24 protein-coding genes are annotated in these 25,946 nt (G+C 69.3%); 13 read left to right on the forward strand and 11 right to left on the reverse strand.

Translation table 11 applies throughout. The features are described 5' to 3' along the window. Positions 1-319: 319 nt before the first annotated feature. The 8 genes from purB to ACYVO7_RS04005 all read left to right on the forward strand — a co-directional run bounded on the left by purB (position 320) and on the right by ACYVO7_RS04005 (position 7,303). Entirely contained in the window at positions 320-1,627 is a 1,308-nt protein-coding gene (purB, locus tag ACYVO7_RS03970; RefSeq protein ID WP_460448557.1) for an adenylosuccinate lyase, read from the forward strand. Positions 1,628-1,869: 242 nt separating this feature from the next. Continuing rightward, positions 1,870-2,928 (forward strand): phosphate ABC transporter substrate-binding protein PstS, encoded by a 1,059-nt coding sequence (gene pstS, locus ACYVO7_RS03975; protein ID WP_460448558.1) that lies wholly within the window; start codon positions 1,870-1,872, stop codon positions 2,926-2,928. A 124-nt stretch (positions 2,929-3,052) separates the two neighbouring features. Then, a complete protein-coding gene (gene pstC, locus ACYVO7_RS03980; RefSeq protein WP_460448559.1) occupies positions 3,053-4,033 on the forward strand; it encodes a phosphate ABC transporter permease subunit PstC in 981 nt (326 codons plus the stop codon). A gap of 88 nt (positions 4,034-4,121) precedes the next feature. Further along, positions 4,122-4,913, forward strand: a complete 792-nt coding sequence (pstA, locus tag ACYVO7_RS03985; protein ID WP_460449116.1) for a phosphate ABC transporter permease PstA — start codon at positions 4,122-4,124, stop codon at positions 4,911-4,913. 10 nt (positions 4,914-4,923) lie between these two features. Then, on the forward strand, positions 4,924-5,697 hold the full coding sequence (gene pstB / locus ACYVO7_RS03990; protein ID WP_460448560.1) for a phosphate ABC transporter ATP-binding protein PstB: 774 nt from the start codon (positions 4,924-4,926) through the stop codon (positions 5,695-5,697). Between the two features lie 22 nt (positions 5,698-5,719). Beyond that, a complete protein-coding gene (gene phoU / locus ACYVO7_RS03995) occupies positions 5,720-6,430 on the forward strand; it encodes a phosphate signaling complex protein PhoU (RefSeq protein WP_460448561.1) in 711 nt (236 codons plus the stop codon). An 80-nt stretch (positions 6,431-6,510) separates the two neighbouring features. Further along, on the forward strand, positions 6,511-6,753 hold the full coding sequence (locus tag ACYVO7_RS04000) for a hypothetical protein (RefSeq protein WP_460448562.1): 243 nt from the start codon (positions 6,511-6,513) through the stop codon (positions 6,751-6,753). Positions 6,754-6,826: 73 nt separating this feature from the next. After that, entirely contained in the window at positions 6,827-7,303 is a 477-nt protein-coding gene (locus tag ACYVO7_RS04005) for a hypothetical protein (protein ID WP_460448563.1), read from the forward strand. Positions 7,304-7,310: 7 nt separating this feature from the next. Here the strand turns inward: ACYVO7_RS04005 and ACYVO7_RS04010 are convergent, their stop codons facing one another. Further along, a complete protein-coding gene (locus tag ACYVO7_RS04010) occupies positions 7,311-8,708 on the reverse strand; it encodes a sensor histidine kinase (RefSeq protein ID WP_460448564.1) in 1,398 nt (465 codons plus the stop codon). Positions 8,709-8,715: 7 nt separating this feature from the next. Next, entirely contained in the window at positions 8,716-9,432 is a 717-nt protein-coding gene (locus ACYVO7_RS04015; RefSeq protein ID WP_460448565.1) for a response regulator transcription factor, read from the reverse strand. Between the two features lie 222 nt (positions 9,433-9,654). On the opposite strand from ACYVO7_RS04015, the gene ACYVO7_RS04020 reads away from it, so the two are divergent. Continuing rightward, a complete protein-coding gene (locus ACYVO7_RS04020) occupies positions 9,655-10,152 on the forward strand; it encodes a hypothetical protein (protein ID WP_460448566.1) in 498 nt (165 codons plus the stop codon). 103 nt (positions 10,153-10,255) lie between these two features. On the opposite strand, the gene ACYVO7_RS04025 is transcribed toward ACYVO7_RS04020, so the two are convergent. From ACYVO7_RS04025 to ACYVO7_RS04045, 5 genes are all read right to left on the reverse strand, one after another. Continuing rightward, on the reverse strand, positions 10,256-10,660 hold the full coding sequence (locus ACYVO7_RS04025; protein ID WP_460448567.1) for a hypothetical protein: 405 nt from the start codon (positions 10,658-10,660) through the stop codon (positions 10,256-10,258). A 126-nt stretch (positions 10,661-10,786) separates the two neighbouring features. Further along, the gene (locus ACYVO7_RS04030) at positions 10,787-11,215 is read right to left on the reverse strand and encodes a hypothetical protein (RefSeq protein WP_460448568.1); all 429 of its coding nucleotides are present in this window, start codon (positions 11,213-11,215) and stop codon (positions 10,787-10,789) included. A gap of 149 nt (positions 11,216-11,364) precedes the next feature. After that, positions 11,365-11,982, reverse strand: a complete 618-nt coding sequence (gene rpsD / locus ACYVO7_RS04035; protein ID WP_460448569.1) for a 30S ribosomal protein S4 — start codon at positions 11,980-11,982, stop codon at positions 11,365-11,367. 210 nt (positions 11,983-12,192) lie between these two features. Continuing rightward, a complete protein-coding gene (murI, locus tag ACYVO7_RS04040; RefSeq protein WP_460448570.1) occupies positions 12,193-13,062 on the reverse strand; it encodes a glutamate racemase in 870 nt (289 codons plus the stop codon). 485 nt (positions 13,063-13,547) lie between these two features. After that, positions 13,548-14,375, reverse strand: coding sequence for an RNA methyltransferase (locus tag ACYVO7_RS04045; protein WP_460448571.1), 828 nt, complete (start codon positions 14,373-14,375; stop codon positions 13,548-13,550). A gap of 162 nt (positions 14,376-14,537) precedes the next feature. On the opposite strand from ACYVO7_RS04045, the gene folP reads away from it, so the two are divergent. The 4 genes from folP to ACYVO7_RS04065 all read left to right on the forward strand — a co-directional run bounded on the left by folP (position 14,538) and on the right by ACYVO7_RS04065 (position 17,606). Beyond that, positions 14,538-15,395 carry a dihydropteroate synthase gene (folP, locus tag ACYVO7_RS04050; RefSeq protein WP_460448572.1) on the forward strand — a complete coding sequence of 286 codons (858 nt, stop codon included), beginning with the start codon at positions 14,538-14,540 and terminating at the stop codon, positions 15,393-15,395. After that, positions 15,392-15,760 carry a dihydroneopterin aldolase gene (gene folB, locus ACYVO7_RS04055; RefSeq protein WP_460448573.1) on the forward strand — a complete coding sequence of 123 codons (369 nt, stop codon included), beginning with the start codon at positions 15,392-15,394 and terminating at the stop codon, positions 15,758-15,760. The genes folP and folB overlap by 4 nt, the downstream gene beginning before the upstream one ends. Then, positions 15,753-16,238: a 2-amino-4-hydroxy-6-hydroxymethyldihydropteridine diphosphokinase gene (gene folK / locus ACYVO7_RS04060; RefSeq protein ID WP_460448574.1), complete on the forward strand. Its 486-nt coding sequence runs from the start codon at positions 15,753-15,755 to the stop codon at positions 16,236-16,238. Before folB ends, folK begins: the two co-directional genes overlap by 8 nt. A gap of 153 nt (positions 16,239-16,391) precedes the next feature. After that, positions 16,392-17,606, forward strand: coding sequence for an NADP-dependent isocitrate dehydrogenase (locus ACYVO7_RS04065; protein ID WP_460449117.1), 1,215 nt, complete (start codon positions 16,392-16,394; stop codon positions 17,604-17,606). A 51-nt stretch (positions 17,607-17,657) separates the two neighbouring features. On the opposite strand, the gene ACYVO7_RS04070 is transcribed toward ACYVO7_RS04065, so the two are convergent. From ACYVO7_RS04070 to cckA, 4 genes are all read right to left on the reverse strand, one after another. Then, positions 17,658-18,917 (reverse strand): cyclic nucleotide-gated ion channel, encoded by a 1,260-nt coding sequence (locus ACYVO7_RS04070; RefSeq protein ID WP_460448575.1) that lies wholly within the window; start codon positions 18,915-18,917, stop codon positions 17,658-17,660. Further along, a complete protein-coding gene (alaS, locus tag ACYVO7_RS04075) occupies positions 18,914-21,571 on the reverse strand; it encodes an alanine--tRNA ligase (protein WP_460448576.1) in 2,658 nt (885 codons plus the stop codon). The genes ACYVO7_RS04070 and alaS overlap by 4 nt, the downstream gene beginning before the upstream one ends. Before the next feature lie 358 nt (positions 21,572-21,929). Then, entirely contained in the window at positions 21,930-23,015 is a 1,086-nt protein-coding gene (gene recA / locus ACYVO7_RS04080) for a recombinase RecA (protein ID WP_406854072.1), read from the reverse strand. Between the two features lie 338 nt (positions 23,016-23,353). Beyond that, a complete protein-coding gene (gene cckA / locus ACYVO7_RS04085) occupies positions 23,354-25,915 on the reverse strand; it encodes a cell cycle histidine kinase CckA (RefSeq protein WP_460449118.1) in 2,562 nt (853 codons plus the stop codon). Positions 25,916-25,946 lie beyond the last annotated feature (31 nt).

The following is a 25,946-nucleotide window of genomic DNA, read 5'->3' on the forward strand; positions in this document are numbered from 1 at the left end:
AAACGGGCGGGGCCATAGCGTCGCGATCCCTCATTCGAGCCCTGTTCGACAACCATCAAGCCGCCAGAGGGGTGTTCTCCAGAGTTCCGCATCGTCGCCCCAACGATTCCAGACACTTGGGGTGCCTATCGAGGATAGGGCGTTACCGAGTCGAGGATGCACACCGCTTGCATTGGGCTCAGCCATCAAATAGCCATCACGAGACACGCTTTCCGGGCCGTTTCGCCGACGTTGGCCTGACGCTCCAAGACTGGCATAATCCGCAACGTTCTCAACGGTCTGAGAACGTCTTGGCCTCTCGCGCTGACGGAGTATTTTTTTGATCCCGCGCTATAGCCGCCCCGAGATGGTGGCCATCTGGTCGCCCGAGACCCGTTTCCGCATCTGGTTCGAAATCGAGGCGCATGCCTGCGACGCGCTGGCGGAGCTGGGCGTGATCCCGAAGGAGGCCGCGAAGACCATCTGGGAGAAGGGCGGCGCGGCGAAGTTCGACGTCGAGAAGATCGACGCCATCGAGCGCGAGGTGAAGCACGACGTCATCGCGTTCCTGACGCATCTGGCCGAGTTCGTCGGCCCGGACGCGCGATTCATCCACCAGGGCATGACGTCCTCCGACGTGCTCGACACCTGCCTGGCCGTGCAGATGGCCCGCGCCGCGGACCTGCTGATCGCCGACATCGACGCGCTGCTGGCGGCTCTCAAGCGCCGCGCCTTCGAGCACAAGATGACGCCGACCATCGGCCGCTCGCACGGCATCCACGCCGAGCCGGTGACCTTCGGCCTCAAGCTGGCCGAGGCCTACGCCGAGTTCAGCCGCGCCCGCGAGCGCCTCGTCTTCGCCCGCAAGGAGATCGCCACCTGCGCGATCTCGGGCGCGGTCGGCACCTTCGCGAACATCGATCCGCGCGTGGAGGAGCACGTCGCCAAGGCCATGGGCCTCGCGGTGGAGCCCGTCTCCACCCAGGTCATCCCGCGCGACCGGCACGCCATGTTCTTCGCCACGCTGGGCGTGGTGGCGTCCTCCATCGAGCGCCTGGCCATCGAGGTGCGCCACCTGCAGCGCTCCGAGGTGCTGGAAGCCGAGGAATATTTCTCCGAGGGCCAGAAGGGCTCCTCGGCCATGCCGCACAAGCGCAACCCGGTGCTCACCGAAAACCTCACCGGCCTCGCCCGCATGGTGCGCGCCTATGCGCTGCCCGCCATGGAGAACGTGGCGCTCTGGCACGAGCGCGACATCTCGCACTCCTCGGTCGAGCGCATGATCGGCCCGGACGCCACCGTGACGCTCGACTTCGCGCTGGCCCGCCTCACCGGCGTCGTCGACAAGCTGCTGGTCTATCCCGCGAACATGCAGAAGAACCTCGACCGCCTCGGCGGCCTGGTCCACTCCCAGCGCGTCCTGCTGGCGCTCACCCAGAAGGGCGTGTCGCGCGAGGACGCCTACCGCCTCGTGCAGCGCAACGCCATGCCGGTCTGGCGCGGCGAGGGCGACTTCCTCACGCTGCTGAAGGCCGACCCGGACGTCTCGAAGGCCCTCACCGCCCAGGAGCTCGAGGAAAAGTTCGACCTCGGCTACCACCTGAAGCACGTCGACACGATCTTCCGCCGCGTCTTCGGCGAGGCGTAAGGCCCTTCTCCCCGGCACGGGGAGAAGGTGGCGCGAAGCGCCGGATGAGGGGAGCGGCGGGACCACCCTCACCCCGGCCCTCTCCCCATCCCGGGGAGAGGGAGAGGATTGAGCCCCCGCTGTCATCCACCCGTCATGTCCATGTCATAGCGAAGGGGCGTCGCAGGCCCCCGGGGCCCGCGATGGAGGCGCGGCGGCGCAGGACGCGCGGCCCCTCCCCACGTCCGACATGGAGAGTCGTCATGACCCTCGCGACCAAGACGAAGACCCTTTTCGCCGCCGCCGGCCTCGCCCTGGCGGCGGCCTCCGCCCCCGCTCTCGCGGCCGACATCTCCGGCGCCGGCGCGACCTTCCCGTACCCGATCTATGCGAAGTGGGCCGACGCCTACAAAAAGGAGACCAATATCGGTCTCAACTACCAGTCGATCGGCTCCGGCGGCGGCATCAAGCAGATCCAGGCGAAGACCGTCACCTTCGGCGCGTCCGACGCGCCGCTCAAGGGCGAGGACCTCGAGAAGCACGGCCTGATCCAGTTCCCGATGGTGATGGGCGCGCTGGTCGCGGTCGTGAACCTTGAAGGCGTCGCGCCCAACGAGATGGTGCTCGACGGCGCTTCGCTGGCCAAGATCTATCTCGGCGAGATCAAGACCTGGGACGACCCGGCCCTGAAGGCGCTCAATCCGGGCCTCAAGCTCCCCAGCCAGGCCATCCTGCCGGTGCGCCGCTCGGACGGCTCGGGCACGACCTTCGTGTTCACCGATTATCTCGCCAAGGTCAGCCCGGACTGGAAGTCGAAGGTCGGCTCCGCCACCGCGGTGGAGTGGCCCGTCGGCATCGGCGCAAAGGGCAACGAGGGCGTCGCCAACAACGTCCTGCAGTCCAAGGGCTCGATCGGCTATGTCGAATACGCCTACGCCAAGCAGAACAAGATGACCTACGCCAAGCTCATCAACGCCGCCGGCAAGACCGTGCAGCCGCAGATGAGCGCCTTCCAGGCGGCCGCCGCCAAGGCGGACTGGTCCAGCGCCCCGGGCTTCGGCGTGAACCTGAACAACCAGGCCGACGCCGCCGCCTGGCCGATCACCTCCGCGACCTTCATTCTCATCCACAAGAAGCCGCAGGACGCCGCCTCCGCCGGCGAGGCCCTGAAGTTCTTCGACTGGGCCTACACGAAGGGCGACAAGATGGCCGAGGACCTCGACTACATCCCGATGCCCGCCAATGTCGTCACCATGGTCGAGAAGACCTGGACCGAAGTGCAGGACGGCAGCGGCAAGCCGGTCTTCACGCCCAAGAAGTAAGGGCGCGTTGCGTCGCCTGACGGTTCAGGGTTGGCGGGGCGCAAGGTCTCGCCAACCCCTTCTTCGTCCCGGTCGCCAGAAGGCGGCCCGATGAGCGGGAGCGGCTCCAGTGGTGGATGTGACGATGCGTGAGATCGGGACGGCGACCCAGCCGAGGTCGGAGCGGGAGAAGGCTCTCGGCCGTTTCCGCATTCCGGACCTCATCTTCGAGCGGCTGACGATGATCGCCGCGCTCCTCGTTCTGGCGCTTCTGGGCGGGGTGATCGCCTCCCTGGTCCACGGCTCCCTGCCGGTGTTCCGGGAGTTCGGCTTCGGGTTCTTCACCTCGCAATCCTGGAACCCGGTCACCGAGAAATACGGGGCGCTCGCGCCGATCTACGGCACGATCGTGACGTCCATCATCGCCATGGTGATCGCCGTCCCGCTCGGCCTGGGCATCGCGGTGTTCCTGACCGAGATCTGCCCCATTCCGCTGCGCCGGCCGATCGGCATTGCGATCGAGCTCCTGGCCGGCATCCCGTCGATCATCTACGGCATTTGCGGGCTGTTCTTCCTGGCGCCTTTCCTCCAGCAGCACGTCCAGCCCGCCATCATCGCGTTCTTCAGCCCCATCCCCGGCCTGTCGTCGCTCTTCGCCGGCCCGCCCTACGGCATCGGCGTCTTCACGGCCGGCCTCGTGCTGGCCGTCATGGTGCTCCCCTTCATCACGTCGATCTCGCGCGACGTGTTCGACACGGTGCCGCCCATGCTCAAGGAATCGGCCTATGGGCTGGGCTGCACGACCTGGGAGGTGGTGAAGAACGTCGTCATCCCGTTCACCCGCGTGGGCGTCATCGGCGGCGTGATGCTGGGTCTCGGCCGGGCGCTCGGCGAAACGATGGCGGTCACCTTCGTGATCGGCAACGCCCACAAGATTTCGGCCTCGCTGATGGCGCCGGGCACCACCATCTCGGCCACCATCGCCAATGAATTCACCGAGGCGGTGGGCGACCTCTACACGTCGTCGCTGATTGCGCTCGGCCTCATCCTGTTCCTCATCACCTTCGTGGTGCTGTCGATCGCGCGCCTGATGCTGATGCGCCTCGAAACCAAGGCGGGGATCTGACATGTCCGCCATCCCCGAAACCTCCCGCATCTCGCAAGCCGCCGCCAAGGCCCGCTACGGCGCCCGCGCGCGATCCAACCGGATCTGGATGGCGCTCAGCGCCGTCGCGACCACGATCGGCCTCGGCGCGCTGGCGCTGATCCTCGGCGCGCTCTTCTGGAAGGGCTTCTCCAGCCTTGGCCTCGCGGTCTTCACCGAGATGACGCCGCCTCCCGGCGCGGCCGGCGGCCTGCTGAACCCGATCGTCGGCAGCCTGATCATGACCGTCATCGGCGTCTTCATCGGCGCCCCGCTCGGCGTGATGGCGGGCACCTATCTGGCGGAGTACGGCAGCGCGTCGCGCCTCGCCACGCTGGTGCGTTTCATCAACGACATCCTGCTGAGCGCGCCGTCCATCGTGATCGGCTTGTTCATCTACGAAGTCGTGGTCGCGCCGATGGGGCACTTTTCCGGCATCGCCGGCGCGGTCGCCCTATCGGTGATCGTGATCCCGGTCGTTCTGCGCACCACCGAGGACATGCTGCGCCTCGTGCCCACGGCGCTGCGCGAGGCCGCCTTCGCGCTCGGAATGCCGCGCTCGCTCGTGATCCGCCGCGTGGTCTACCAGGCGGCGAAGACCGGCATGATCACCGGCATCCTGCTGGCGGTCGCCCGCATCAGCGGCGAGACCGCGCCGCTGCTCTTCACGGCGCTGAACAACCAGTTCTTTTCCACCAACCTGAACCAGCCCATGGCGAGCCTTCCGGCCGTCATCTTCCAGTTCGCGTTGAGCCCCTACAAGGAATGGCAGGATCTCGCCTGGGCTGGCGCCCTGCTCGTCACGCTGGCGGTGCTGCTGCTCAGCATCGTGGCCCGCGCCCTTTCGGCGAAGAAGACCTGAGGACCCGAGAATGAACGCGCAAACCCGACTTCCCGAGAAGATCAGCGTCAAGGACCTGAAGTTCTTCTACGGCGCGAACCTCGCCCTCAAGGGCATCAACCTGCCCCTCTACGACCGCAAGGTCACGGCCTTCATCGGTCCGTCCGGTTGCGGCAAGTCCACGCTGCTGCGCGTGCTGAACCGCATGTACGACCTCTACCCCAAGCAGCGGGCCGAGGGCGAGGTGCTGCTGGACGGCGAGAACATCCTCGACCCCAGGCAGGACCTCAACCTCCTGCGCGCCCGCATCGGCATGGTGTTCCAGAAGCCGACGCCCTTCCCGATGACCATCTACGAGAACATCGCCTTCGGCATCCGCCTCTACGAGACCCTCTCGAAGAGCGAGATGGACGGGCGTGTCGAGCAGGCGCTGCGCGGCGCGGCCCTGTGGGACGAGGTCAAGGACAAGCTCGGCGCCTCGGGCCTCAGCCTCTCGGGCGGCCAGCAGCAGCGCCTCTGCATCGCCCGTTCGGTCGCCGTGAAGCCGGACGTGATCCTGTTGGACGAGCCCTGCTCGGCGCTCGACCCGATCTCCACCGCCAAGGTGGAGGAGTTGATCGACGAGCTGAAGGCGCACTACACCATCGCGATCGTGACGCACAACATGCAGCAGGCGGCGCGGGTGTCCGACTTCACGGCCTTCATGTATCTGGGCGAGCTGATCGAGTTCGACGAGACGGACCGGATCTTCACCGCCCCAAGGCGGAAGGCCACGCAGGACTACATCACCGGCCGGTTCGGCTGAGCGCGCAGACGAGGACATCACCATGGCCAATCACACCGTCGCGGCCTTCGACCAGGAACTGAAGGAGCTGCAACGCACCATCGCCGAGATGGGCGGCATCGCCGAGAAGATGCAGTCCGACGCCATCGACGCGCTGGCCAAGCAGGACATCCGGCTGGCCCAGACGATCATCGCGGCCGACCCCACGCTGGACCGGCTCCAGCGCGAGGTCGAGGAGAAAGCCATCCTCACCATCGCGCGCCGGCAGCCCATGGCGGTGGACCTGCGCGACGTCATCGCCACGATCCGCATCGCCAACGACCTCGAGCGCGTCGGCGACCTCGTGAAGAACATCGCCAAGCGCATCCTCGCGATGGAGGGCCAGTTCCCGCCGCAGAAGCTGCTCGCCGGCATCGGCAATATGAGCCTGATGGCCCTGAACCAGTTCAAGAGCGTGATCGACGCCTACACGCAGCGCGACGCCCAGGCGGCCCTGGCGGTGTGGCAGCGCGACGGCGAGATCGACAACCTCTACAACTCGCTCTTTCGCGAGTTGCTCACCTACATGATGGAAGATCCGCGCAATATCGGGTTCTGCACGCATCTCCTGTTCGGCGCGAAGAACGTGGAGCGCATCGGCGACCACGCCACCAACATCGCCGAGACCGTCTATTACCTCGTCACCGGCGAAAGCCTCGCGGTCGACCGCCCGCGCGGCGAGGAGAACGAGCTGTCCATGCAGGCGGGCGAGTGAAGGCCCGCGCCCGGCCTCGACGCTTGGCAACTCTCCGCCTCCGCCCGCGTTCTCCCGCAACCTCTTTGCAGGAGATCCCCATGCGCCTCGTCCCCCTCGCCATCGCCGCCCTCGTCGCCGCCCCGCTCGCCCTTGCGACGGCCGGATCCGCCCAGGCGGCCGGGTGCGTCTCCGGCGCCATCGTGGGCGGCATCGCGGGCCATATGGCTGGCCACGGCAAGGTCGGCGCGGTCGCGGGCTGCGCCATCGGCCACAGCAAGGCCAAGAAGGAGAAGCGCGCCAAAGAGGAGCGGCAGGCCCAGCCCCAGCAGAACCGGCTCTGACCAGGCAGGCCCGCTTAAGGTCGACGCAACGATTGCTTGCTAAAATTCAATTTTACACTTGAGCGAGCAAGTCGTGACCAGAAGGACCCGGGACCACGTCACCTACCAGGCCGTTCGCCTTCGGGCGCTCGGCAAGGGGGTCGACGACGCCGTCGAGCGCGCCGAGGCTCGCCTGAGGAACCTGGAATCCAGTTACCACGCCTGGATCCTGGCGGAGACCGAAAACCTTCAGGCGGACGTGAGGGAGTTCCTCGACGCGCGCCATTTCGAAAACTCCCGCGAGGTCCTGCGGGCCCAGGCGCTGGAATACAGCGCCAACGCCGTCCAGTTCGGATTTCCCATCGCGGGCAGGATCGCCCAGAATCTGTGCCGGCTCCTCGACCACCCCGCCCTTCACTCCCTTCCTCCCGTCGTGCTGCACCGGCATGGCGAAGCCATGTCGTCGGTGGTCCGCGCCGGCCCGGACGAGGGCAAGAACGTCACCGCCAAGTCGATCGCGGAGGCTCTGGAGAAGATCGTGGCCCAGCTGTTCGAACCCGCTTCGGCCTGAGCGCGGGTCAGAACCGGATCCGCACCCGCAGGCCCGGTGCGTTGTCCTCCAGCTTGACGGCCAGCCCGTGCAGCTCGGCGACCGCGGCCACCAGGCTCAGGCCGAGCCCGTTGCCGGCGGTCGTGCGGTTGCGCTCCAGCCGGTAGAAGCGCCGGAACACCTTGTCCCGCTCGTCGGGCGGAATGCCGGGACCGTTGTCGCTGACCATCCCGACCGGACGGCCCGCCTCGCTCCGGGCGAGCTCCACCCGCACGGCCGCGCCCGGCGGCGAATGCCGCAGCGCGTTCTCGACCAGGTTGGCCAGCATCTGCGTCATCAGCTCGCGATCGCCCACATGCATGACGCCGGGCTCGATCCGGCTCTCGAAACGCTGGGCGTGGTCCTCCGCCACCGCCCCATAGGCGTCGCAGACCGTCTCGAACACGTCCGAGAGATCGTAGGACCGGAAGCCGGCGCGGCGTGAGCCGGTCTCGATCTGGGCGATGCGCAGCAGCGCCGAGAAGGTGCCCAGGATGTTGTCGATCTCGCCGAGCGCGGCCTCCATGTCGTCCTGCTGCGCCGGCTCCTTGGCCTTCTGGCGCATGCGCTCCAGTCGCTGGCGCAGCCGCGCCAGGGGCGTCCGCAGGTCGTGCGCCACGTCGCTGGAGACCTGCCGCATGCTCTCCATCAGCGTCTGGATGCGATCCAGCATCGTGTTCAGGTTGTCGGAGAGCTGGTCGAGCTCGTCCCCCGAGCCCTGCAGCGGGATGCGCTCCGACAGGCGGCCGCTCACGATCGTGCGCGCCGTGCGGTTGATGGCCTCCAGCCGGCGCACGAAGCCGGCGCCCAGCAGCAGGCCTCCCGCCAGGGCCAGGATCGCCGTCACCGCCAGCGAGCCCAGGAAGGCCCGCAGCACGAGCGTGTTCAGGTCGTCGAGGTCGCCGAGATTGCGGCCGAGCGCCAGATAGCCGCCCGACGGCAGCACCGCCCCGCGAAACATGGCCAGGCTCGTGTCCTGCTTTGCGTCCGCTCCCATGTGGGTGGGCGCGACCCGCATCTCGAAAAGACCCTCGACCGGCGGCACCGGCGGGATGTTGCCGGCGAGCCGCACTCCCCGCGCGTCCTGCAGCAGGTAGAAGCTGGAGCGGGACTCGGCCGAACTGCCGCGCGCGGCGACCTCCTCGCGCAGCCGCGCCTCGCCGGCCCTGCGCTCCTCCTCCAGGAGCGCGCTCAGCTCCGTCCCGATGGAGGCCCGCATCTGGTCCAGCCCATAGGCCTGCACCCTGAAATAGGTGAATGCGAACAGGACGAAGGTGGAGAGCCCGAAGATCGCGGCGTAGAGCAGCGCCAGCCGGAAGGCGGCCGTGTGCGTGAATTTCGACGACGTCGCGGCGGGCTTCAGGCCAGCTTTCGTCCGGCTCAGCATGACGGCGCTACGGCTCGCGCATGAGGTACCCCGCCCCACGCACGGTCTGGATCAGCATGCCCGGGAAATCCCGGTCGACCTTGCTGCGAAGGCGGCTGATATGCGTTTCGACGATGTTGGTCTGGGGGTCGAAATGAAAGTCCCAGACATTCTCCAGCAGCATCGTGCGGGTGACCACCTCGCCGGCGTGCCGCATCAGGAACTCCAGGAGCTGGAACTCGCGGGGCTGCAGGTCGATCTTCTGGCCGCCGCGCACCACCGTGCGCTTGACCAGGTCGATCTCCAGGTCGGCCACCCGGAGCACCGTCTCCGCCGCGCCGAGCTTGGCCCGCCGGCCGAGCGCGTTGACGCGGGCGATCAGTTCGGCCGGCGCGAAGGGCTTGACCAGGTAGTCGTCTCCGCCCGCCTCCAGGCCCTCGACCCGGTCGTCGATGCCCGACAGCGTGGTGAGGAACAGCACGGGCGTGCTGACGTCGTCCTTGCGCAGGCGGCTCACCAGCGAGAGGCCGTCGAGCTCCGGCAGCATGCGGTCGACGATCAGCACGTCATAGGCGTCGGCGAAGGCCGCGGCGAGGCCCTCGCGACCGTCGCCGACCACCTCCACCTGATGGCCTAGCTCCCTCAGGCGGGATGCGACGTCTTCCGCCATCTCCACATCATCTTCGATCACGAGCAGTTTCACGGCTTGCCACTCCAGAACGGGCTCGGACGTTGTGTAAAACATTCACTGGCGTTGGCCACATTGGTTTCCGCCAAGGTGAAGCGCAAGGCGTCAGGGGCCGCGGGCGCGCTCGGGAGGGCGGAAGCGTCGAACGGGCCTGTGCGCCGCCGCACGGAGGCGGCGTGGCGGCCGTGCTTTCGATGCCGCGGTGGGGCGGTCGGGGCGCGACGCCAGGAATGGGACATGGGCGGCGGGCGAGCGCGAATGGCGCGGGAAGGACAGACGATGATGCGGACCCTCCTCTCCACTGCGGCGATCCTGGCGATGGGATCGGCCGGACTGGCCGCCTGGCAGCCCGCCCAGGGCTCGGACGACATCAAGCTCGACCTCATGGCCTCGCTGCGCGGCCGCTGCACCGCGATCGTGGTTGCCGGGAAGGAGGCCGCCTGCTCGCCCAAGGCCGGCGTGCTGGTCACCAGGCTGAAGAACAACCGCACGCTGGTGATGATCGGCATGGCGGACGGCAAGTCGGCCCTCACCTTCGTGGGCGAAGGCCCGAAGACGTCCGCGGCCGACCTGCCGGATCTGAGGCTCTCGCGCGTCTATGTGGGCAGCAGCCCCAACGCGCCGCATATCGACGTCGACGGGGCCTGCAGCCTCTCCCGCGCGCCGGACGGCAAGGCCGTGGCGAGCCTCAGCTGCGAAGCCAAGGACGGATCGGGCGCGCGCTACAGCCTGCAGTTCGAGACCGCCGGCGCCCCGCCCGACATCCAGCGGTTCTGAGCGAGAGCATGCTGCGAAAAGGTGGAATCCGGCTTTTCGCACGAAGCATGCGTGAACCAAAAAACCTGGACCATGCTGTGTCTCCAACAAAACTCAGCACGGTCTAGCCGCCGAGATAGAGTCGCGCGGTGTTGCGGCCCATCCGGAAGTCCAGATAGGCGCGCTCCTCCGCGGCCAGGGCCCGGAAGCGGTCCTGGGTCTGCGCCAGGCTGGTGGCGTCGAAATGCTCGCACTCCATCTCCACCATGGCGACGTAGAGCTGGAGGATGGCGGCGCGCCTGCGCTGGACGTCGTGGTGGAGGGCGCGATAGCGCGCCGCCTCCATCCCGGCCTCCTCGACGTCGGGCGCGACGCCGTGGCCCATGTCCAGCCTGCGCTGGGTCAGCTGCGCCAAAGCGGCCTGATAGCGCAGCGTCATCCCATAGATCCGCGCGCGCTCGGGCCCGCACGCGCGGGCCGCGCCGCTCAGGGCGACGAAGATCAGGAGGGACAAGGCAAGGCGCGTCATGGGCCGTTCCAGGATGAACGATCCCACTCTACAGGCGACGGCTTGAAGATCCGTCTCCCGCTCGTTTCAGATTTGATGATCGCGAAGCCTGCGCGATCTCAGTTTTACACGTATGACGTGCGTTGCTTACTTCACCACGGCGGCCAGCCCGGAGATCACCCGGCGCGTCCCGGCCAGCGTCTCCTCCTCCCCGGCCGTGGCGCGGGCGAAGACGTCGGAGGTGTGGTCCAGGTTGCTCTGCTCGAACTGCCAGCACTCCTGCGCCACTGCGTCCCGGTAGAGCTGCAGGATCCGCTCGCGCTCGCCGCGGGCCGACGAGCTCAGGCTGGCGAAGCGCCCGACGGCCCGCAGCACCGCCTCCTGGCCCTTGGGCAGATAGGCGAGCTGGCGCCGCGCGTCGCCGATCTCGGCCATGATGCGCTGGTACTTCAAGGTCAGGCCGCGAAGGTCGGCGGTGATGTCGCCGCAATCATCCCCGGCGCGCGCGCCGGGCGCGAAGCAGACCAGGGCCGCAAGAGTGGTCAGAGCGTAGATTCGGGGGAGACGAGAGGGCATCGAGCTGTTCCGATTGCAACCACCCCGTGTGTAGCTCACGGATCTGAAGGCGCCCTCGCCGGAACCATTCAAATGCGTCGCGACCGGCCAAGAAGAAAGGGCCGCCGGTTGCCCGGCGACCCCGAAACGAAGACGGCCGAGGCCGCGGATCAGCGCGAGTAGAACTCGATGACCAGGTTCGGCTCCATCTGGACCGCGTAGGGCACCTCGGACAGGCCGGGGATGCGCGACATCTTGGCGGTCATCTTGGAGTGGTCGACCTCGATGTAGTCCGGCACGTCACGCTCGGCGAGCTGGGAGGCCTCGAGCACGACGGCGAGCTGCTTGGAGGATTCCTTCACCTCGATCACGTCGCCGACCTTGACCTGGTAGCTGGCGATGTTCACGCGGCGGCCATTGATGCGGATGTGGCCGTGGTTCACGAACTGCCGGGCCGCGAACGGGGTCGCGACGAACTTGCAGCGGTACACGACGGCGTCGAGGCGGCGCTCGAGCAGGCCGATCAGGTTCTCGCCCGAGTCGCCCTTCAGGCGGAGCGCCTCCTCGTAGTACTTGCGGAACTGCTTCTCGGAGATGTTGCCGTAATAGCCCTTCAGCTTCTGCTTGGCGCGCAGCTGCGTGCCGAAGTCCGAGAGCTTGCCCTTGCGGCGCTGGCCGTGCTGGCCGGGGCCGTATTCGCGGCGGTTCACGGGGCTCTTCGGGCGGCCCCAGATGTTCTGGCCGAGGCGGCGGTCGATCTTGTATTTGGCCTGAACGCGCTTCGTCATCGCGGTTCCTCTTGGTGTTAAGGGTTATCGAGGAACGCGCCCTCCTCTGCTCCGCCCTGCGGCGGGGCCGACAGGTCCGTTGCGAGCGTTCGCGCGGGACCACGGGTGCGTCAAAAGCATCGCGGGCCGAAATCCGGCCCGCGCTACGGGGATGCTGATACAGAAGCGGGGTCGTCCTGTCAAACCGGAGGCGGCGCGGCCGCAGCGCGGTCAGGCGCCCAGCGGCATGGCCTCGATCTGCAGGCGCGCCAGCCCGAACGCCCCGAGGGCGCGCCGCAGCTCCGGCGTCATCGCCCGGCCGGAGGTGAACACTGCCGCGGCCTCCTCCTCCTCGCCGTCATGCGCCGCCAGCGGCGCGCCGAGGAGCTGCGTCACCCGCCGGGCGATGGCGGGGGCGGGATCGATCCACGCCACCGGCCAGGGCGCGAGCCGCTCCATCCGCGTCCGCAGCAGCGGGTAATGGGTGCAGCCCAGCACCACCACGTCGGTGGGCGGGCCTTCGTCCGGGAAGCATGGCGCGATCTCGGCCGCGATGGCGGCGTCCTCCACGGCCTCGCCCCGCAGATGCGCCTCGGCCAGCGCGGCGAGCGCGGTCGAGCCCACCAGCGTCACCTTGCAGTCCCCGGCGAACTCGTCGATCAGCGCCTGCGTGTAGTCCCGCTTCACGGTGCCGGGCGTCGCCAGCACCGCGACCCGCCGCGTCAGCGACCGCTCGACCGCCGGCTTGATGGCCGGGACCGTCCCGACGAACGGGATGGCGAAGCGCGCCCGCAGCGCCGGCAGCACCAGCGTGGAGGCCGTGTTGCACGCCACCACCACAAGGTCCGGCGCATGCAGCGCGACGAGGCGGTCCATCACGGCCGTGACGCGCGCCACCAGGGCGCCCTCGTCCAGCCCGCCATACGGGAAGGCGGCGTCGTCCGCCGCATAGACGAAGCGCGCGTCCGGCCTGGCCTTCACGACCTCGCGGAACACCGTCAGCCCGCCCAGGCCGGAGTCGAACACGAGGATGACAGGAGCGCGCGGCAGGGTCATGGCCGCGCCCTGATACTGAATCCCGGCCCAAAGATCGACCCGCATCGCGCCCGCGCCTCATCCGTTCATCCAGTACAACCCGCCCAAGTTAACGCGCAGTAACGACCCCTTCCCTTTTCCCGGCACGGGGAGAACGCAGCCGGGCGCAGCGAGGTCGGATGAGGGGACGTCCCCGCCGCTGCGACGCTCCGAAGATCCCCTCACCCCAGCCCTCTCCCCGTGCCGGGGAGAGGGGGAGCGCGCCCTTCTCCCCGGAACGGGGAGAAGGTGGCCGAGCGAAGCGAGGTCGGATGAGGGGACGCCCCCGCCGCTGCGACGCTCCGAAGATCCCCTCACCCCAGCCCTCTCCCCGTCCTGGGGAGAGGGTCGGGGTGAGGGGGAGCACGCGCCTTCCCTTTTTCCGGCACGGGTAGAACGCAGCCGGGCGCAGCGAGGTCGGATGAGGGGACGTCCCCGCCGCTGCGACGCTCAGAAGATCCCCTCACCCCAGCCCTCTCCCCGTGCCGGGGAGAGGGGGATGCCGCGGCGGTTCACTGGTCCGGCGGCTTGAAGCCCTTGGGGGTCTGCTTGGGGCCGCGGCGCTTCTTGGTCTGGGGCTCGCGGGGGCCTTCGACCAGCCGCACCACCATGCCCCGCAGGGTGCGGACGTCCTGTTCGGACAGGCCCACCCGGTGGAAGATGTTGCGCAGGTTGCGGCTCATCACCGGGCGCTTGTGCGGCGGGCGGAAGAAGCCGCGTGCCTCCAGCTGGTCCTCCAGGTAGTCGAAGAAGGACAGCACCATCTCGCGCGTCGCCGGCCCCCATTTCTGCTTGCGCTCGAAGGGCAGAGGAGCCTCCAGGGCCGCCATCCAGGCGTAGCCGGCCAGCAGCACCGCCTGCGACAGATTCAGCGAGGCGTAGGCCGGGTTCACCGGGTAGGTGAGGATCGCGTCGGCCAGCGAGATGTCGTCGTTCTCCAGCCCCGTCCGCTCGCGCCCGAAGATCACGCCGATGCGCTGGCCCTCGGCGGCGCGGGCCCGCATGGCCGCGCCCGCCTCGGCGGGGCCGACCACGTCCTTGCCCTGGCCGCGCTCCCGCGCCGTGGTCGCATAGGTGAACTGGAGGTCCGCGATCGCCTCGCGCAGCGAGCCGTAGAGCCGGGCGCCGTCGAGGATGAACTCCGCTCCCGCCGCCGCGGCCCGCGTCTTCTGGTTCAGCCAGCGGTCGCGCGGCCGCACCAGGCGCATCTCGGCGAGGCCGAAATTGGCCATCGCCCGCGCCGCCATGCCGATGTTCTCGCCGAGCTGCGGCTCGACGAGCACCACGACGGGGCCGCCCTCCAGGGTGGGGCGCGTATGGTCGGTTCCGGCTCCGGGCATGCGGGGTCTCGCGGGATGGTGCTGGCGGGCTCTGGCGCGCAGCCATACAGAAACCCGGCCCCGAGGGGGAGCCCTAAGAACCTGCGCGCGGCCGCCGGATCGCACGCCTCGACATCGCCGCCCAATCGGCCGATAAGCGCGCATCCGCCCCAGGCTGCCCCGATGAGCGACCCGTCCCCCGTCCCCTCCCCGCATCCCGGCGCACGGCCGGCCGCCCGGACCCTGATCATGGGCGTGGTGAACGTCACCCCCGATTCCTTCTCCGACGGCGGCGACTTCCTCGACCCCGCCGTGGCGCTGCGCCACGGCCTCGCCCTCGCGGCCGAGGGCGCCGACATCGTCGATGTCGGCGGCGAGTCCACCCGCCCCGGACACCAGCCGATCGGCGCCGAGGAGGAGCAGCGGCGGGTGCTGCCCGTGGTCGCCGCGCTGGCGCCGGCGCTCGCGATCCCGGTCTCGATCGACACCTTCCGGGCCGACACCGCCCGAAAGGCGCTGGCGCTCGGGGCCCGCATCCTCAACGACGTCTGGGGCCTGCAGCGCGACCCCGCCATGGCGGCCGTGGCGGCGGAGCACGCCTGCGACGTCGTCGTCATGCACAACCGCGAGACCATCGACGCCTCGCTCGACATCCTGGACGACATGAAGCGCTTCTTCGAGCGCACGCTGGCGCTGGCGCGCGCCGCCGGCGTCTCCGACGGCCGCATCGTGCTCGATCCCGGCATCGGCTTCGGCAAGACCTACGAGCAGAACCTCGACGCGCTGCGGCGGGTGCCGGAGCTGAAGGCGCTCGGATTCCGGGTGCTGGTGGGCGCCTCGCGCAAGTCGTTCATGCGCCGCATCCTGGGCGAGGACGTCGCCCCCAAGGACCGGCTCTTCGGCACGCTGGGCGCCCATGCGGCCGCCGTCGCGGGCGGCGCCGACATCATCCGCGTCCACGACGTGAAGCCGCATGTCGACTTAGCGCGCGTGATGGACGCGATCCGGCGCGCCGGGGCCCCAGGAGAGAACCGCCCATGACCGACCGCATCACCCTGTCCCGGATCGCCGTCTATGCGAGGCATGGCGTGCTGCCCGAGGAGGAGCGGCTCGGCCAGCGCTTCTTCATCACGGTCACCTGCGAGGCTGATCTGGCCGCCGCCGGGCGCGGCGACGACTACAGCCAGGCGGTGTGCTACGGCGCGGTGGCCGACCTCGTCGTCGCCATCGCGACCAAGCGGCGCTTCCGCATCATCGAGGGCCTGGCGGAGGCCATTGCGGCCGAGATCCTCGCCGCGCAGCCTCGCGTGGCCGCCGTCGTCGTCAAGGTGGAGAAGCCCGAGGCGCCCGTGGAGCATATCCTCGACACCGTCTCGGTCGAGATCGAGCGCCGCCGGAATGCCTGACGCCTGGCTCAGCCTCGGCAGCAACATGGGCGACAAGCGGGCCAATCTGGCCGCCGCCCTCGCGGCCCTCGAGCGCGCCGGCGTGGCGGTGGTCGCCCGCTCCGGCGACTATCGCACGCCGCCCTGGGGGCCGATCGCGCAGGACTGGTTCGTCAACGCCTGCGCGGCCGTGCGCACCGCCCTGCCGCCGCGCGAGCTGCTGCGGCTCTGCCTCTCGGTGGAGCGCGACATGGGTCGGATCCGGGCGGAGCGCTGGGGCCCCCGGCTGATCGACATCGACATCCTGGCCTATGAGGGCGTGGCGCAGGAGGCGCCGGACCTGACGCTGCCGCATCCCCGCCTGCTGGAGCGCGCCTTCGTGCTCGTCCCGCTGGCGGAGATCGCGCCGGACCTCGTCGTCGGCGGCCAGCGCATAGGCGCCGCCGCGGCCCTGATCGATCGGGCCGGCGTCGAGCGCCTCGCATCCGGGGCCGAATAGGCCCCGTTTCGCCGCCGGCGCCTCCGAAAGGCGCGCTTTGCCGCCCTCGCGACGGGTGCTATGAGGTGCGCCGACCGGTCCGGTCCGGCTCCAGTCGCTGGGGCGCATGGACGGACCACGACAGCAGACCTCATGCGCGAGAGGCTTTCCAAGATGGCGAAGATCAAGGTGGCGAACCCGGTCGTCGAGCTCGACGGCGACGAGATGACCCGGATCATCTGGCAGTCCATCAAGGACAAGCTGATCCACCCCTATCTCGACATCGACCTGCAATATTTCGACCTCTCGGTCGAGAACCGCGACGCCACCAACGACCAGGTGACCATCGACGCCGCCTACGCCATCAAGAAGGCCGGCGTCGGCGTGAAATGCGCCACCATCACGCCGGACGAGGCCCGCGTGAAGGAGTTCGGCCTCAAGGAGATGTGGAAGTCGCCCAACGGCACGATCCGCAACATCCTGGGCGGCGTCATCTTCCGCGAGCCGATCATCTGCAAGAACGTGCCCCGCCTCGTGCCGGGCTGGACTCAGCCGATCGTCGTCGGCCGCCACGCCTTCGGCGACCAGTACCGCGCGACCGACTTCAAGGTGCCCGGCAAGGGCCGCCTGACCATCAAGTTCGAGGGCGACGACGGCACGGTCATCGAGAAGGAGGTGTTCAAGTTCCCGGACGCCGGCGTCGCGATGGCGATGTACAACCTCGACGAATCGATCCGCGATTTCGCCCGGGCCTCGCTGAACTACGGCCTGATCCGCAAATACCCGGTCTACCTCTCCACCAAGAACACGATCCTCAAGGTCTATGACGGCCGCTTCAAGGACATCTTCGAGGAGATCTACCAGAGCGAGTTCAAGGCCCGCTTCGACGCGCTCGGCATCACCTATGAGCACCGCCTGATCGACGACATGGTCGCCTCGGCGCTGAAGTGGTCCGGCGGCTATGTCTGGGCCTGCAAGAACTATGACGGCGACGTGCAGTCCGACATCGTGGCGCAGGGCTTCGGTTCGCTCGGCCTCATGACCTCCGTGCTGATGACCCCGGACGGCCAGACCGTGGAGGCCGAGGCCGCCCACGGGACGGTGACGCGCCACTATCGCGAGCACCAGAAGGGCAAGGAGACCTCGACCAACTCGATCGCGTCCATCTTCGCCTGGACCCGCGGCCTCGCGCACCGCGCCAAGCTGGACGGCAACGCCGAGCTCGCCAGGTTCTCCGACACGCTCGAGAAGGTGTGCGTCGACACGGTGGAGTCGGGCTTCATGACGAAGGACCTGGCCCTGCTCGTCGGCGCCGACCAGAAGTGGCTCTCCACCACGGGCTTCCTCGACAAGATCGACGAGAACCTGAAGAAGGCGATGGCCGCCTGACCGTCCCGGCGGGACGCTCCCGAAAAACCCGGCCCTCGCGGCCGGGTTTTTTCATGGGGGGCCCGGATCGATGTCCGAGAACGGCAGGTCGTCCGAGATGTCGGAGCTCACGGTCCGGGCGGCGTGGCTGGACCGGGTCTGCGCGACCTTTCGGATGCGCGCCCCGATGTCCGGCCGCCTCTCCGCCAGGGCGCGCAGGTCCGCCGCGTCCAGAACCAGCAATTGCGTGCGCACCAGGGCCCGGATGGTGGCCGTGCGGCGGGCGTTCTTCAGGACCGCGATCTCGCCGAAGAACTGGCCTTCGCCCAATTGGTGCCGCTTGCCGTGCTGGGTCTCGATCTCCACCTGGCCCGAGGCGATGAAATACATGCTGTGGCCGACCTCGCCGCGCCGGACGATGACCTCGCCCGCCTGCGCCCCTTTGGAGCGCAACAGCCGCATGATGGCCGCGACCTCCTCCGCCGAGAGGTCCGAGAACAGCGGCACCCGGGCGATCATTCCCCAGGTGACCACGAAGTCGCGGCGATGGATGACCTCCGCGAAGGCCGTCGCGATGATGCCGACCGGCAGCGCGATCATGGCCAGGCCCATCAGGGCGGTCGCGCCGGCGACCACCTTGCCCATGGGGGTGACCGGCACGACGTCGCCATAGCCCACCGTCGCCAGCGTGATCACCGCCCACCACATCGCATCCGGGATGGTGCCGAACTTGTCCGGCTGCGCGTCCGCCTCCAGGACGTGCATGACGCCCGCCATCGCGATCACCAGCGACGCGATGATGACCAGGCAGGCGACCAGCGCCCGCCGCTCGGCGTGGATCGCCTCGTAGAGCGAACGCATGCCGGGCGAGTAGCGCGCCAGCTTCATGAAGCGCAGGAGCCGGAACACGATGAAGACGCGCAGGTCCGCCGCGACCACGAAGGCCAGGTAGAAGGGCAGCACCGTGCAGAGGTCGATGAGCGAGGCCGGCGACAGCGCGTGCTTCAGGCGGGCGCGCCACCGGGGCAGGGAGCGAAGCGTGGGATACTCCACGCAGGCCCAGGAGCGCAGCACATATTCCAGGGTGAAGATCGCCATCGAGAGCGTCTCCACCGCCTGGAAGGCGGGATCATAGGCCGCCCGCAGCGCCGGCACGGACTCCAGCACGACGGCGGAGACGCTGGCCACCACCCAGACGATCAGGAAGCCGTGCACCAGATGGGCGAGCCGGTCTCCCGGGACCGCCTGCTCGAAGAGCTCGTAGGCGCGCCGCCGCGCCCCCGCCAGGCGGTGAGCCTGGCGCGCCGCGGGGGAATTCCCCCGGGCCGTCACGCCCCGCCGATCGCCGCCTCGATGGCGGCGAGGGCCTCGCTGGCCTTGGCGCCGTCCGGGCCGCCGGCCTGGGCCATGTCCGGCCTGCCGCCGCCGCCCTTGCCGCCGAGGCGCTCGGATCCGAGCTTCACCAGATCGACAGCGTTGAAGCGGCCCGTGAGGTCCGGCGTGACGCCGACGACGATGCCGGCCTTGCCGTCCTCCCCGACCGCGATCAGCGCCACGACGCCCGAGCCGACCTGCTTCTTGCCCTCGTCCGCCAGGCCCTTGAGGTCGCGCATTTCGACGCCCGTCACGGCGCGCGCCAGGAGCTTGACCCCGCCGACCTCGCGCACGCCGGCGTCGCCGCCCTGAGCCGAGCCGCCGCCCATCGCGATCGCCTTGCGGGCCTCGGCCAGTTCGCGCTCCAGCTTGCGCCGCTCGTCCATCAGCGCCGCCAGGCGGTCGCCCGCCTCGGCGGCCGGCGCCTTCAGCAAGCCGGTCAGGCCCTTCAGGCGCTTGCTGTCTTCGACGAGATGGCGCCGCGCGCCCTCCGCCGACATGGCCTCCAGGCGCCGCACGCCCGCCGCCACCGCGCCCTCGCCCACGATGCTGACCAGCCCGATGTCGCCGGTGCGCCGCACATGCGTGCCGCCGCACAGCTCCACCGAGAAGGCCGGGCCGTTGTGGCCGGGCGTGCGCGGCGGGCCCATTGACACCACCCGGACCTCGTCGCCGTATTTCTCGCCGAACAGCGCCCGCGCGCCGGTCTCGATCGCCTCGTCGACGCCCATCAGGCGGGTCACGACGGGCTCGTTCTCGCGCACCACGCCGTTCACGATGGCCTCGACCCGGTCGAGCTCCTCCTCGCTGATCGGCTTGGGATGCGAGAAGTCGAAGCGCAGCCGGTCCGGCGTCACCAGCGATCCCTTCTGGGCCACGTGGTCGCCCAGCACCTGCCGCAGCGCCTCGTGCAAGAGGTGGGTGGCCGAGTGGTTCGCCCGGATCGCGCCGCGGCGATCGTGGTCGACCTCGAGCTCCAGCGCGTCGCCGACGCGCAGCGCCCCGCTCGCCACCGTGACCACATGGGCGAACACGTCGCCGAGCTTCTTTTGCGTGTCCCGCACGGTCACGGACGCGTCCGCGCCCTGCATGCGGCCGGTGTCGCCCACCTGGCCGCCGCTCTCGGCGTAGAACGGCGTCTGGTTCAACAGCACGACGCCGTCCTGGCCGGCGTCCAGCCGGTCCACCGGCTGGCCGTCGCGCAGCAGCGCCGTGACGACGCCCTCGGCGCGCTCGGTGTCGTAGCCCAGGAACTCGGTCGCTCCGACCTTCTCCTTGACGCCGTACCAGACCGTCTCGGTGGCGGCCTCGCCCGAGCCCGCCCAGGCGGCGCGCGCCATCTCGCGCTGGCGCTGCATGGCGGCGTTGAAGCCCTCGAGATCGACGCCGATGTCGCGCGAGCGCAGCGCGTCCTGCGTCAGGTCGAGCGGGAACCCGTAGGTGTCGTAGAGCGTGAAGGCGACGTCGCCCTTGAGGCTCTGGCCGGCCCCCAGCGTGCGGGTCTCCTCGTCCAGGATGGCGAGGCCGCGCTCCAGCGTCTTGCGGAAGCGCGTCTCCTCCAGCCGCAGCGTCTCGGTGATCAGCGGCTCGGCCCGCGCCAGCTCCGGATAGGCGTGGCCCATCTCGCGCACCAGCGCCGGGACGAGGCGCCACATCAGCGGCTCGCGCGCGCCCAGAAGCTCCGCGTGACGCATGGCGCGGCGCATGATCCGGCGCAGCACGTAGCCGCGGCCTTCGTTGGAAGGCAGCACGCCGTCCGCCACCAGGAAGGACGAGGCGCGCAGATGGTCGGCGATGACCTTGTGGCTGGCCCGGCCCGGCTCCACGCCGGTGGCCTCGGCCACCGCGCGGATCAGCGCGCGCATCAGGTCGGTCTCGTAATTGTCGTGCGTGCCCTGCAGCACCGCCGAGATGCGCTCCAGGCCCATGCCGGTGTCGATCGAGGGCTTGGGCAGCAGCAGGCGCTCGCCGGGGGCGACCTGCTCGTACTGCATGAAGACGAGGTTCCAGATCTCGATGAAGCGGTCGCCGTCCTCGTCAGGCGAGCCGGGCGGGCCGCCCGGGATGTGGTCGCCGTGGTCGTAGAAGATCTCCGAGCACGGGCCGCAGGGGCCGGTGTCGCCCATCGCCCAGAAATTGTCCGAGGTCGGGATGCGGATGATCTTGGAGTCCGGCAGGCCGGCGATGCGCTTCCACAGCGCGTGCGCCTCGTCGTCCTCGTGATAGACGGTGACCAGCAGCTTCTCGACCGGCAGGCCGTACTCCTTGGTGATCAGGTTCCAGGCGAGCTCGATCGCCCGGTCCTTGAAGTAGTCCCCGAAGGAGAAGTTGCCCAGCATCTCGAAGAAGGTGTGGTGCCGCGCCGTATAGCCGACATTGTCGAGATCGTTGTGCTTGCCGCCGGCGCGGACGCATTTCTGCGACGTGACGGCGCGCGAATAGGGCCGCTTCTCCACCCCGGTGAAGACGTTCTTGAACTGCACCATCCCGGCGTTGGTGAACATCAGCGTCGGGTCGTTGCGCGGCACGAGCGGGCTGGAGGGAACGACCTCGTGGCCGTTCTTGGCGAAGTAATCCAGGAAGGTGGACCGAATCTCGTTGACGCCGCTCATATGTCGCTCGATGTGCGCGGCCGCGCGCGGCCGCTGAAGCTGATCTCGCCGCGTTTGTAGAGCATGCGCCCGCACATTGGAAACCGGTTTCGCAGGCGGCCCCACGACGGGGCTCACGCCAGGCCTGGCGCGTCCTCCTCCCCCCGGGAGAAGGCGGCCCGCCAGGGCCGGATGAGGGACGGGCGGCCGGGCGTCGGGCGCGGCGCAGCCGCCAGGACGGAGAGCCTTAGGCCCTCATCCGGCTGCTCCGCAGCCACCTTCTCCCCCCGGAGAAGGGGCGCGCCGACGCGGAACGTAGAAACGGCGGCGCTGGTGGGCGCCGCCGCTCTGGATCGAAACCGGTCGGGCTCCCGGGCCGTCAGCCTTCGCCTTCGTCCAGGTCCTCCGCCGTCGGCTCGATGTTGTCGAGGATGCGGTCGGCCAGCAGGCCGGCGTTCTGGCGGATCTGGCCCTCGATCTTGGCCGCGATGTCCGGATGCTGGCGCAGGAACGTCTTGGCGTTCTCGCGTCCCTGGCCGAGGCGCTGGCTGTCATAGGAGAACCAGGCGCCGGACTTCTCCACGATGCCGGCCTTGACGCCGAGATCGACGAGCTCGCCCATCTTGGACACGCCCTCGCCATACATGATGTCGAACTCGACCTGCTTGAAGGGCGGCGCGACCTTGTTCTTCACCACCTTCACGCGGGTCGTGTTGCCGGTGACCTCCTCGCGGTCCTTGATCGAGCCGATGCGGCGGATGTCGAGCCGCACCGAGGCGTAGAACTTCAGCGCGTTGCCGCCCGTGGTGGTCTCCGGCGAGCCGTACATCACGCCGATCTTCATGCGGATCTGGTTGATGAAGATGACCATGCAATTGGAGCGCGAGATCGACGCCGTCAGCTTGCGCAGCGCCTGGCTCATCAGCCTGGCCTGGAGCCCCGGCTGCACGTCGCCCATCTCGCCCTCGATCTCGGCCCGCGGCACCAGCGCGGCGACCGAATCGATGACCAGCACGTCGATCGCGCCCGAGCGCACCAGCGTGTCGGTGATCTCCAGCGCCTGCTCGCCCGTGTCGGGCTGCGAGATCAGCAGGTCCTCCAGGTTCACGCCGAGCTTGCGGGCGTAGACCGGGTCGAGCGCGTGCTCGGCGTCGATGAAGCCGCAAACGCCGCCCTTCTTCTGCGCTTCCGCGACGGTGTGCAGCGCGAGCGTGGTCTTGCCGGAGGATTCCGGGCCGTAGATCTCCACCACGCGCCCGCGCGGCAGGCCGCCGACGCCGAGCGCGATGTCGAGGCCGATCGAGCCGGTCGACACGGTCTCGATCTCGACCGCCTTCTCGTTCTTGCCGAGCCGCATGATCGAGCCCTTGCCGAAGGACCGTTCGATCTGGGAGAGCGCGGCGTCCAGCGCCTTGGCCTTGTCCATGGATTGCCCTTCAACGAGCCGGAGCGAGGGTTGCGACATTGCTGGGGATCCTTATGGCACGAGCGCGAAACGAGTCTCAACTTGCGTCTGAGACAAACATGATCACGTTCTGTTCTCACCCGCAAGTTCTTTTTTTGTTCCACCCATTGCAACCGCGCAGCGACGCGGGTCGGAGAACGCCGGGGGCGGCGGTTGCGCTGCGAATGGGCCGCATCATGAGGCCTGGGCCGCGGCAGACCCCCTCTCCCCGGGACGGGGAGAGGGCTGGGGTGAGGGGGTGTCTCAAGGGCCCCGCATAGCGGCCGACTCCCGCCGCCCCCTCATCCGGCGCAGCGCGCCGCCTTCTCCCGTTCCGGGGAGAAGGTTCGCCGCCGCCCTCACCCCAGCGCGGTCTTCACCGCCTCGATCAGCTGCTTCAGCGTGAAGGGCTTGGGCAGGAAGGAGAATTCCTCGCCGTCCGGCAGGTTCTTGCTGAAGGCCTCCTCGGCGTAGCCGGAGACGAAGATCACCTTGGCCTTGGTGTCGCGCTTGCGCAGTTCGCGCAGCAGCGAGGGGCCGTCCATCTCCGGCATCACGACGTCGGAGACGACGAGGTCGATCTTGCCCTGCTGCTCGTCGAACACCTCCAGCGCCTCGACGCCCGAGGACGCCTCCAGCACCGTGTAGCCGCGCTGGGCCAGGGCCCGCGCCCCGAAGGCGCGCACGGCCTCCTCGTCCTCCACCAGCAGCACCACGCCGTGGCCGGTGAGGTCCGCGCTGGGCTTGGGCTTGCCGCCGGCCGCGCGCGCGGCTTCGGCCTTGGCGGCCTCCGCCTTGGCGGGCGGCAGGTCGTCGGCGTTCTCCTCGCCGCTGTGGCGCGGCAGATAGATGCGGAAGGTGGTGCCGCGGTCGACCACGCTGTCGCAGAAGATGAACCCGCCCGACTGCTTGACGAAGCCATACACCATGGAGAGGCCGAGGCCCGTGCCCTTGCCCACCTCCTTGGTGGTGAAGAAGGGCTGGAAGATCTTGTCGATGATCTCCTGCGGAATGCCGGTGCCCGAATCCTGGATCTCGATCAGCACGTAGTCGGCGGCCGGCATCACCTGCTCGCCGGCCGCGACCGGCTCGGTGGCGTGTACGTTGCTGGTGCGGATGGAGAGCCGCCCGCCCTCCGGCATGGCGTCGCGGGCGTTGACGGCGAGGTTGACGACCACCTGCTCGAACTGCGTCAGGTCGGCGCGCACCGGCCACAGGTCGCGGCCGTGGCGCACGTCGAGCTCCACCCGCTCGCCCAGCAGGCGCTTCAGCAGCATGCCCAGGTCCGACAGCACGTCGCCGAAATGCATCACCTGCGGGCGCAGCGTCTGCCGGCGCGAGAACGCCAGCAGCTGGCGCACGAGGCCGGCCGCCCGGTTGGCGTTCTGCTTGATCTGCATGATGTCCTGGAAGGACGGGTCGGTCGGCCGGTGGTTGACGAGCAGCAGGTCGGCGTAGCCCATGATGCCCTGCAGCACGTTGTTGAAGTCGTGCGCGACGCCTCCGGCGAGCTCGCCCACCGCCTGCATCTTCTGCGCCTGGGCGAACTGCGCCTCCAGGGCCCGCTGCTCGGTGGTGTCGAGCGCGTACACGATGGCGGCCTCGCCGTCCTCGGCCTCGTTCTCCACCGTGGTGACGAAGAAGCGGGCCGAGCGGGCGCCCTCCCCGGTCAGCGACAGGTCGATGGGGGCGATGTCGCCGCGCCCGGCCGCGGCGGAGTTGATGACGCCGGTGAGCTGCTCGCGGTCGCGCTCGGCCACCACGGCCAGGATGGAGCGGGCCTCGGAGGCGTCGTGGCCCTTGAAGGCGGAGCCGAACAGCCGCGCGAAGGGGCCGTTGGTGCGGGCGATCCGGCCATGCCGGTCGATGGTGGCGATGGCCAGCGGCGTGTTGTTGAAGAAGCGCGCGAAGCGCACCTCGGCGGCGCGCTGGCCCTCGGCCACGTCCTCGCCCGCCGAGCGGTTGAGCACGAGCGTGCGCGAGGGCCCCGGCGCGCCGTCATACGCGAAGGCGACGCGGTGGAAGAGCCGCACCGGCAGCGACTGGCCGCCGCGCCGGCGCAGGTCGAGGTCGTGGATCTCCGTCCTGACCTCGCCGGCGCCGCCGATGACGCCCGACAGCAGCGCCGCGCCGTCGCCCGGCACCAGGTCGACGAGCTTCAGCCCGCCGGAGCCGAACTGCGCCAGATCATAGTCGAGCCAGCCGGCCAGGGTGGCGTTCATGTAGATGACGTCCCCGGCCGCGTCGACGGAGAGGAACCCCGCGGGAGCGTGGTCGAGATAGTCGATGGCGTGCTGGAGCTCCTGGAAGACGTTCTCCTGCCGCTCCCGCTCGCGGGTGACGTCGGCGATGGTCCACAGCGTCGCGCGCCGCCCGGTCGAGCGCTCCACCGGGCGCACCCGCACCCGGTACCAGGCCACGCCCTCGAGCGCGCCGAGCGGCGGGGAGAGGCGGATCTCCTCGGAGGCGATCTTGCCGTCGCGCGCCGCCTGGGCCAGCCGGTAGATGGCTTCCGACACGTCGGAGGAGCCCGTGAAGAGCCGCTCCGCGGTCTGGGCCCCGTCGAGCGTCCGCGCCCCGGCGAAGCGCAGATAGGCGTCGTTGGCGTAGGCGATGCGCCCGTCCGCGTCCACCACCAGCATGCCGTCCGCGCCGGTGTCGACCACCGCCTTGGTGAGGTCGTTGCGGCTGGCCTTGCCGGCGAACTCGATGATCCCGACCGCGCCGGCGAAGAGCGCGAACACGCCGATCACGGCCAGGAGGGCGAGGAGCCCCATGATGAGCGGCTGGGCCTTCTCGCTGGCCAGCAGCGACAGCGCGATCGCGGCGCCCACCAGGACGCCCGCCAAAGCGAGGAGCAGAACGGCGCTGCCGGAGCGCTGCGTCCGGTCGAGGGCGGCGCCGGGCGCGTTCGTGGTCATCGCGTCCTGTCCTGACCTGTCGGCCTTGGCC

The sequence above is a fragment of the Alsobacter sp. SYSU BS001988 genome (genome assembly GCF_054796215.1).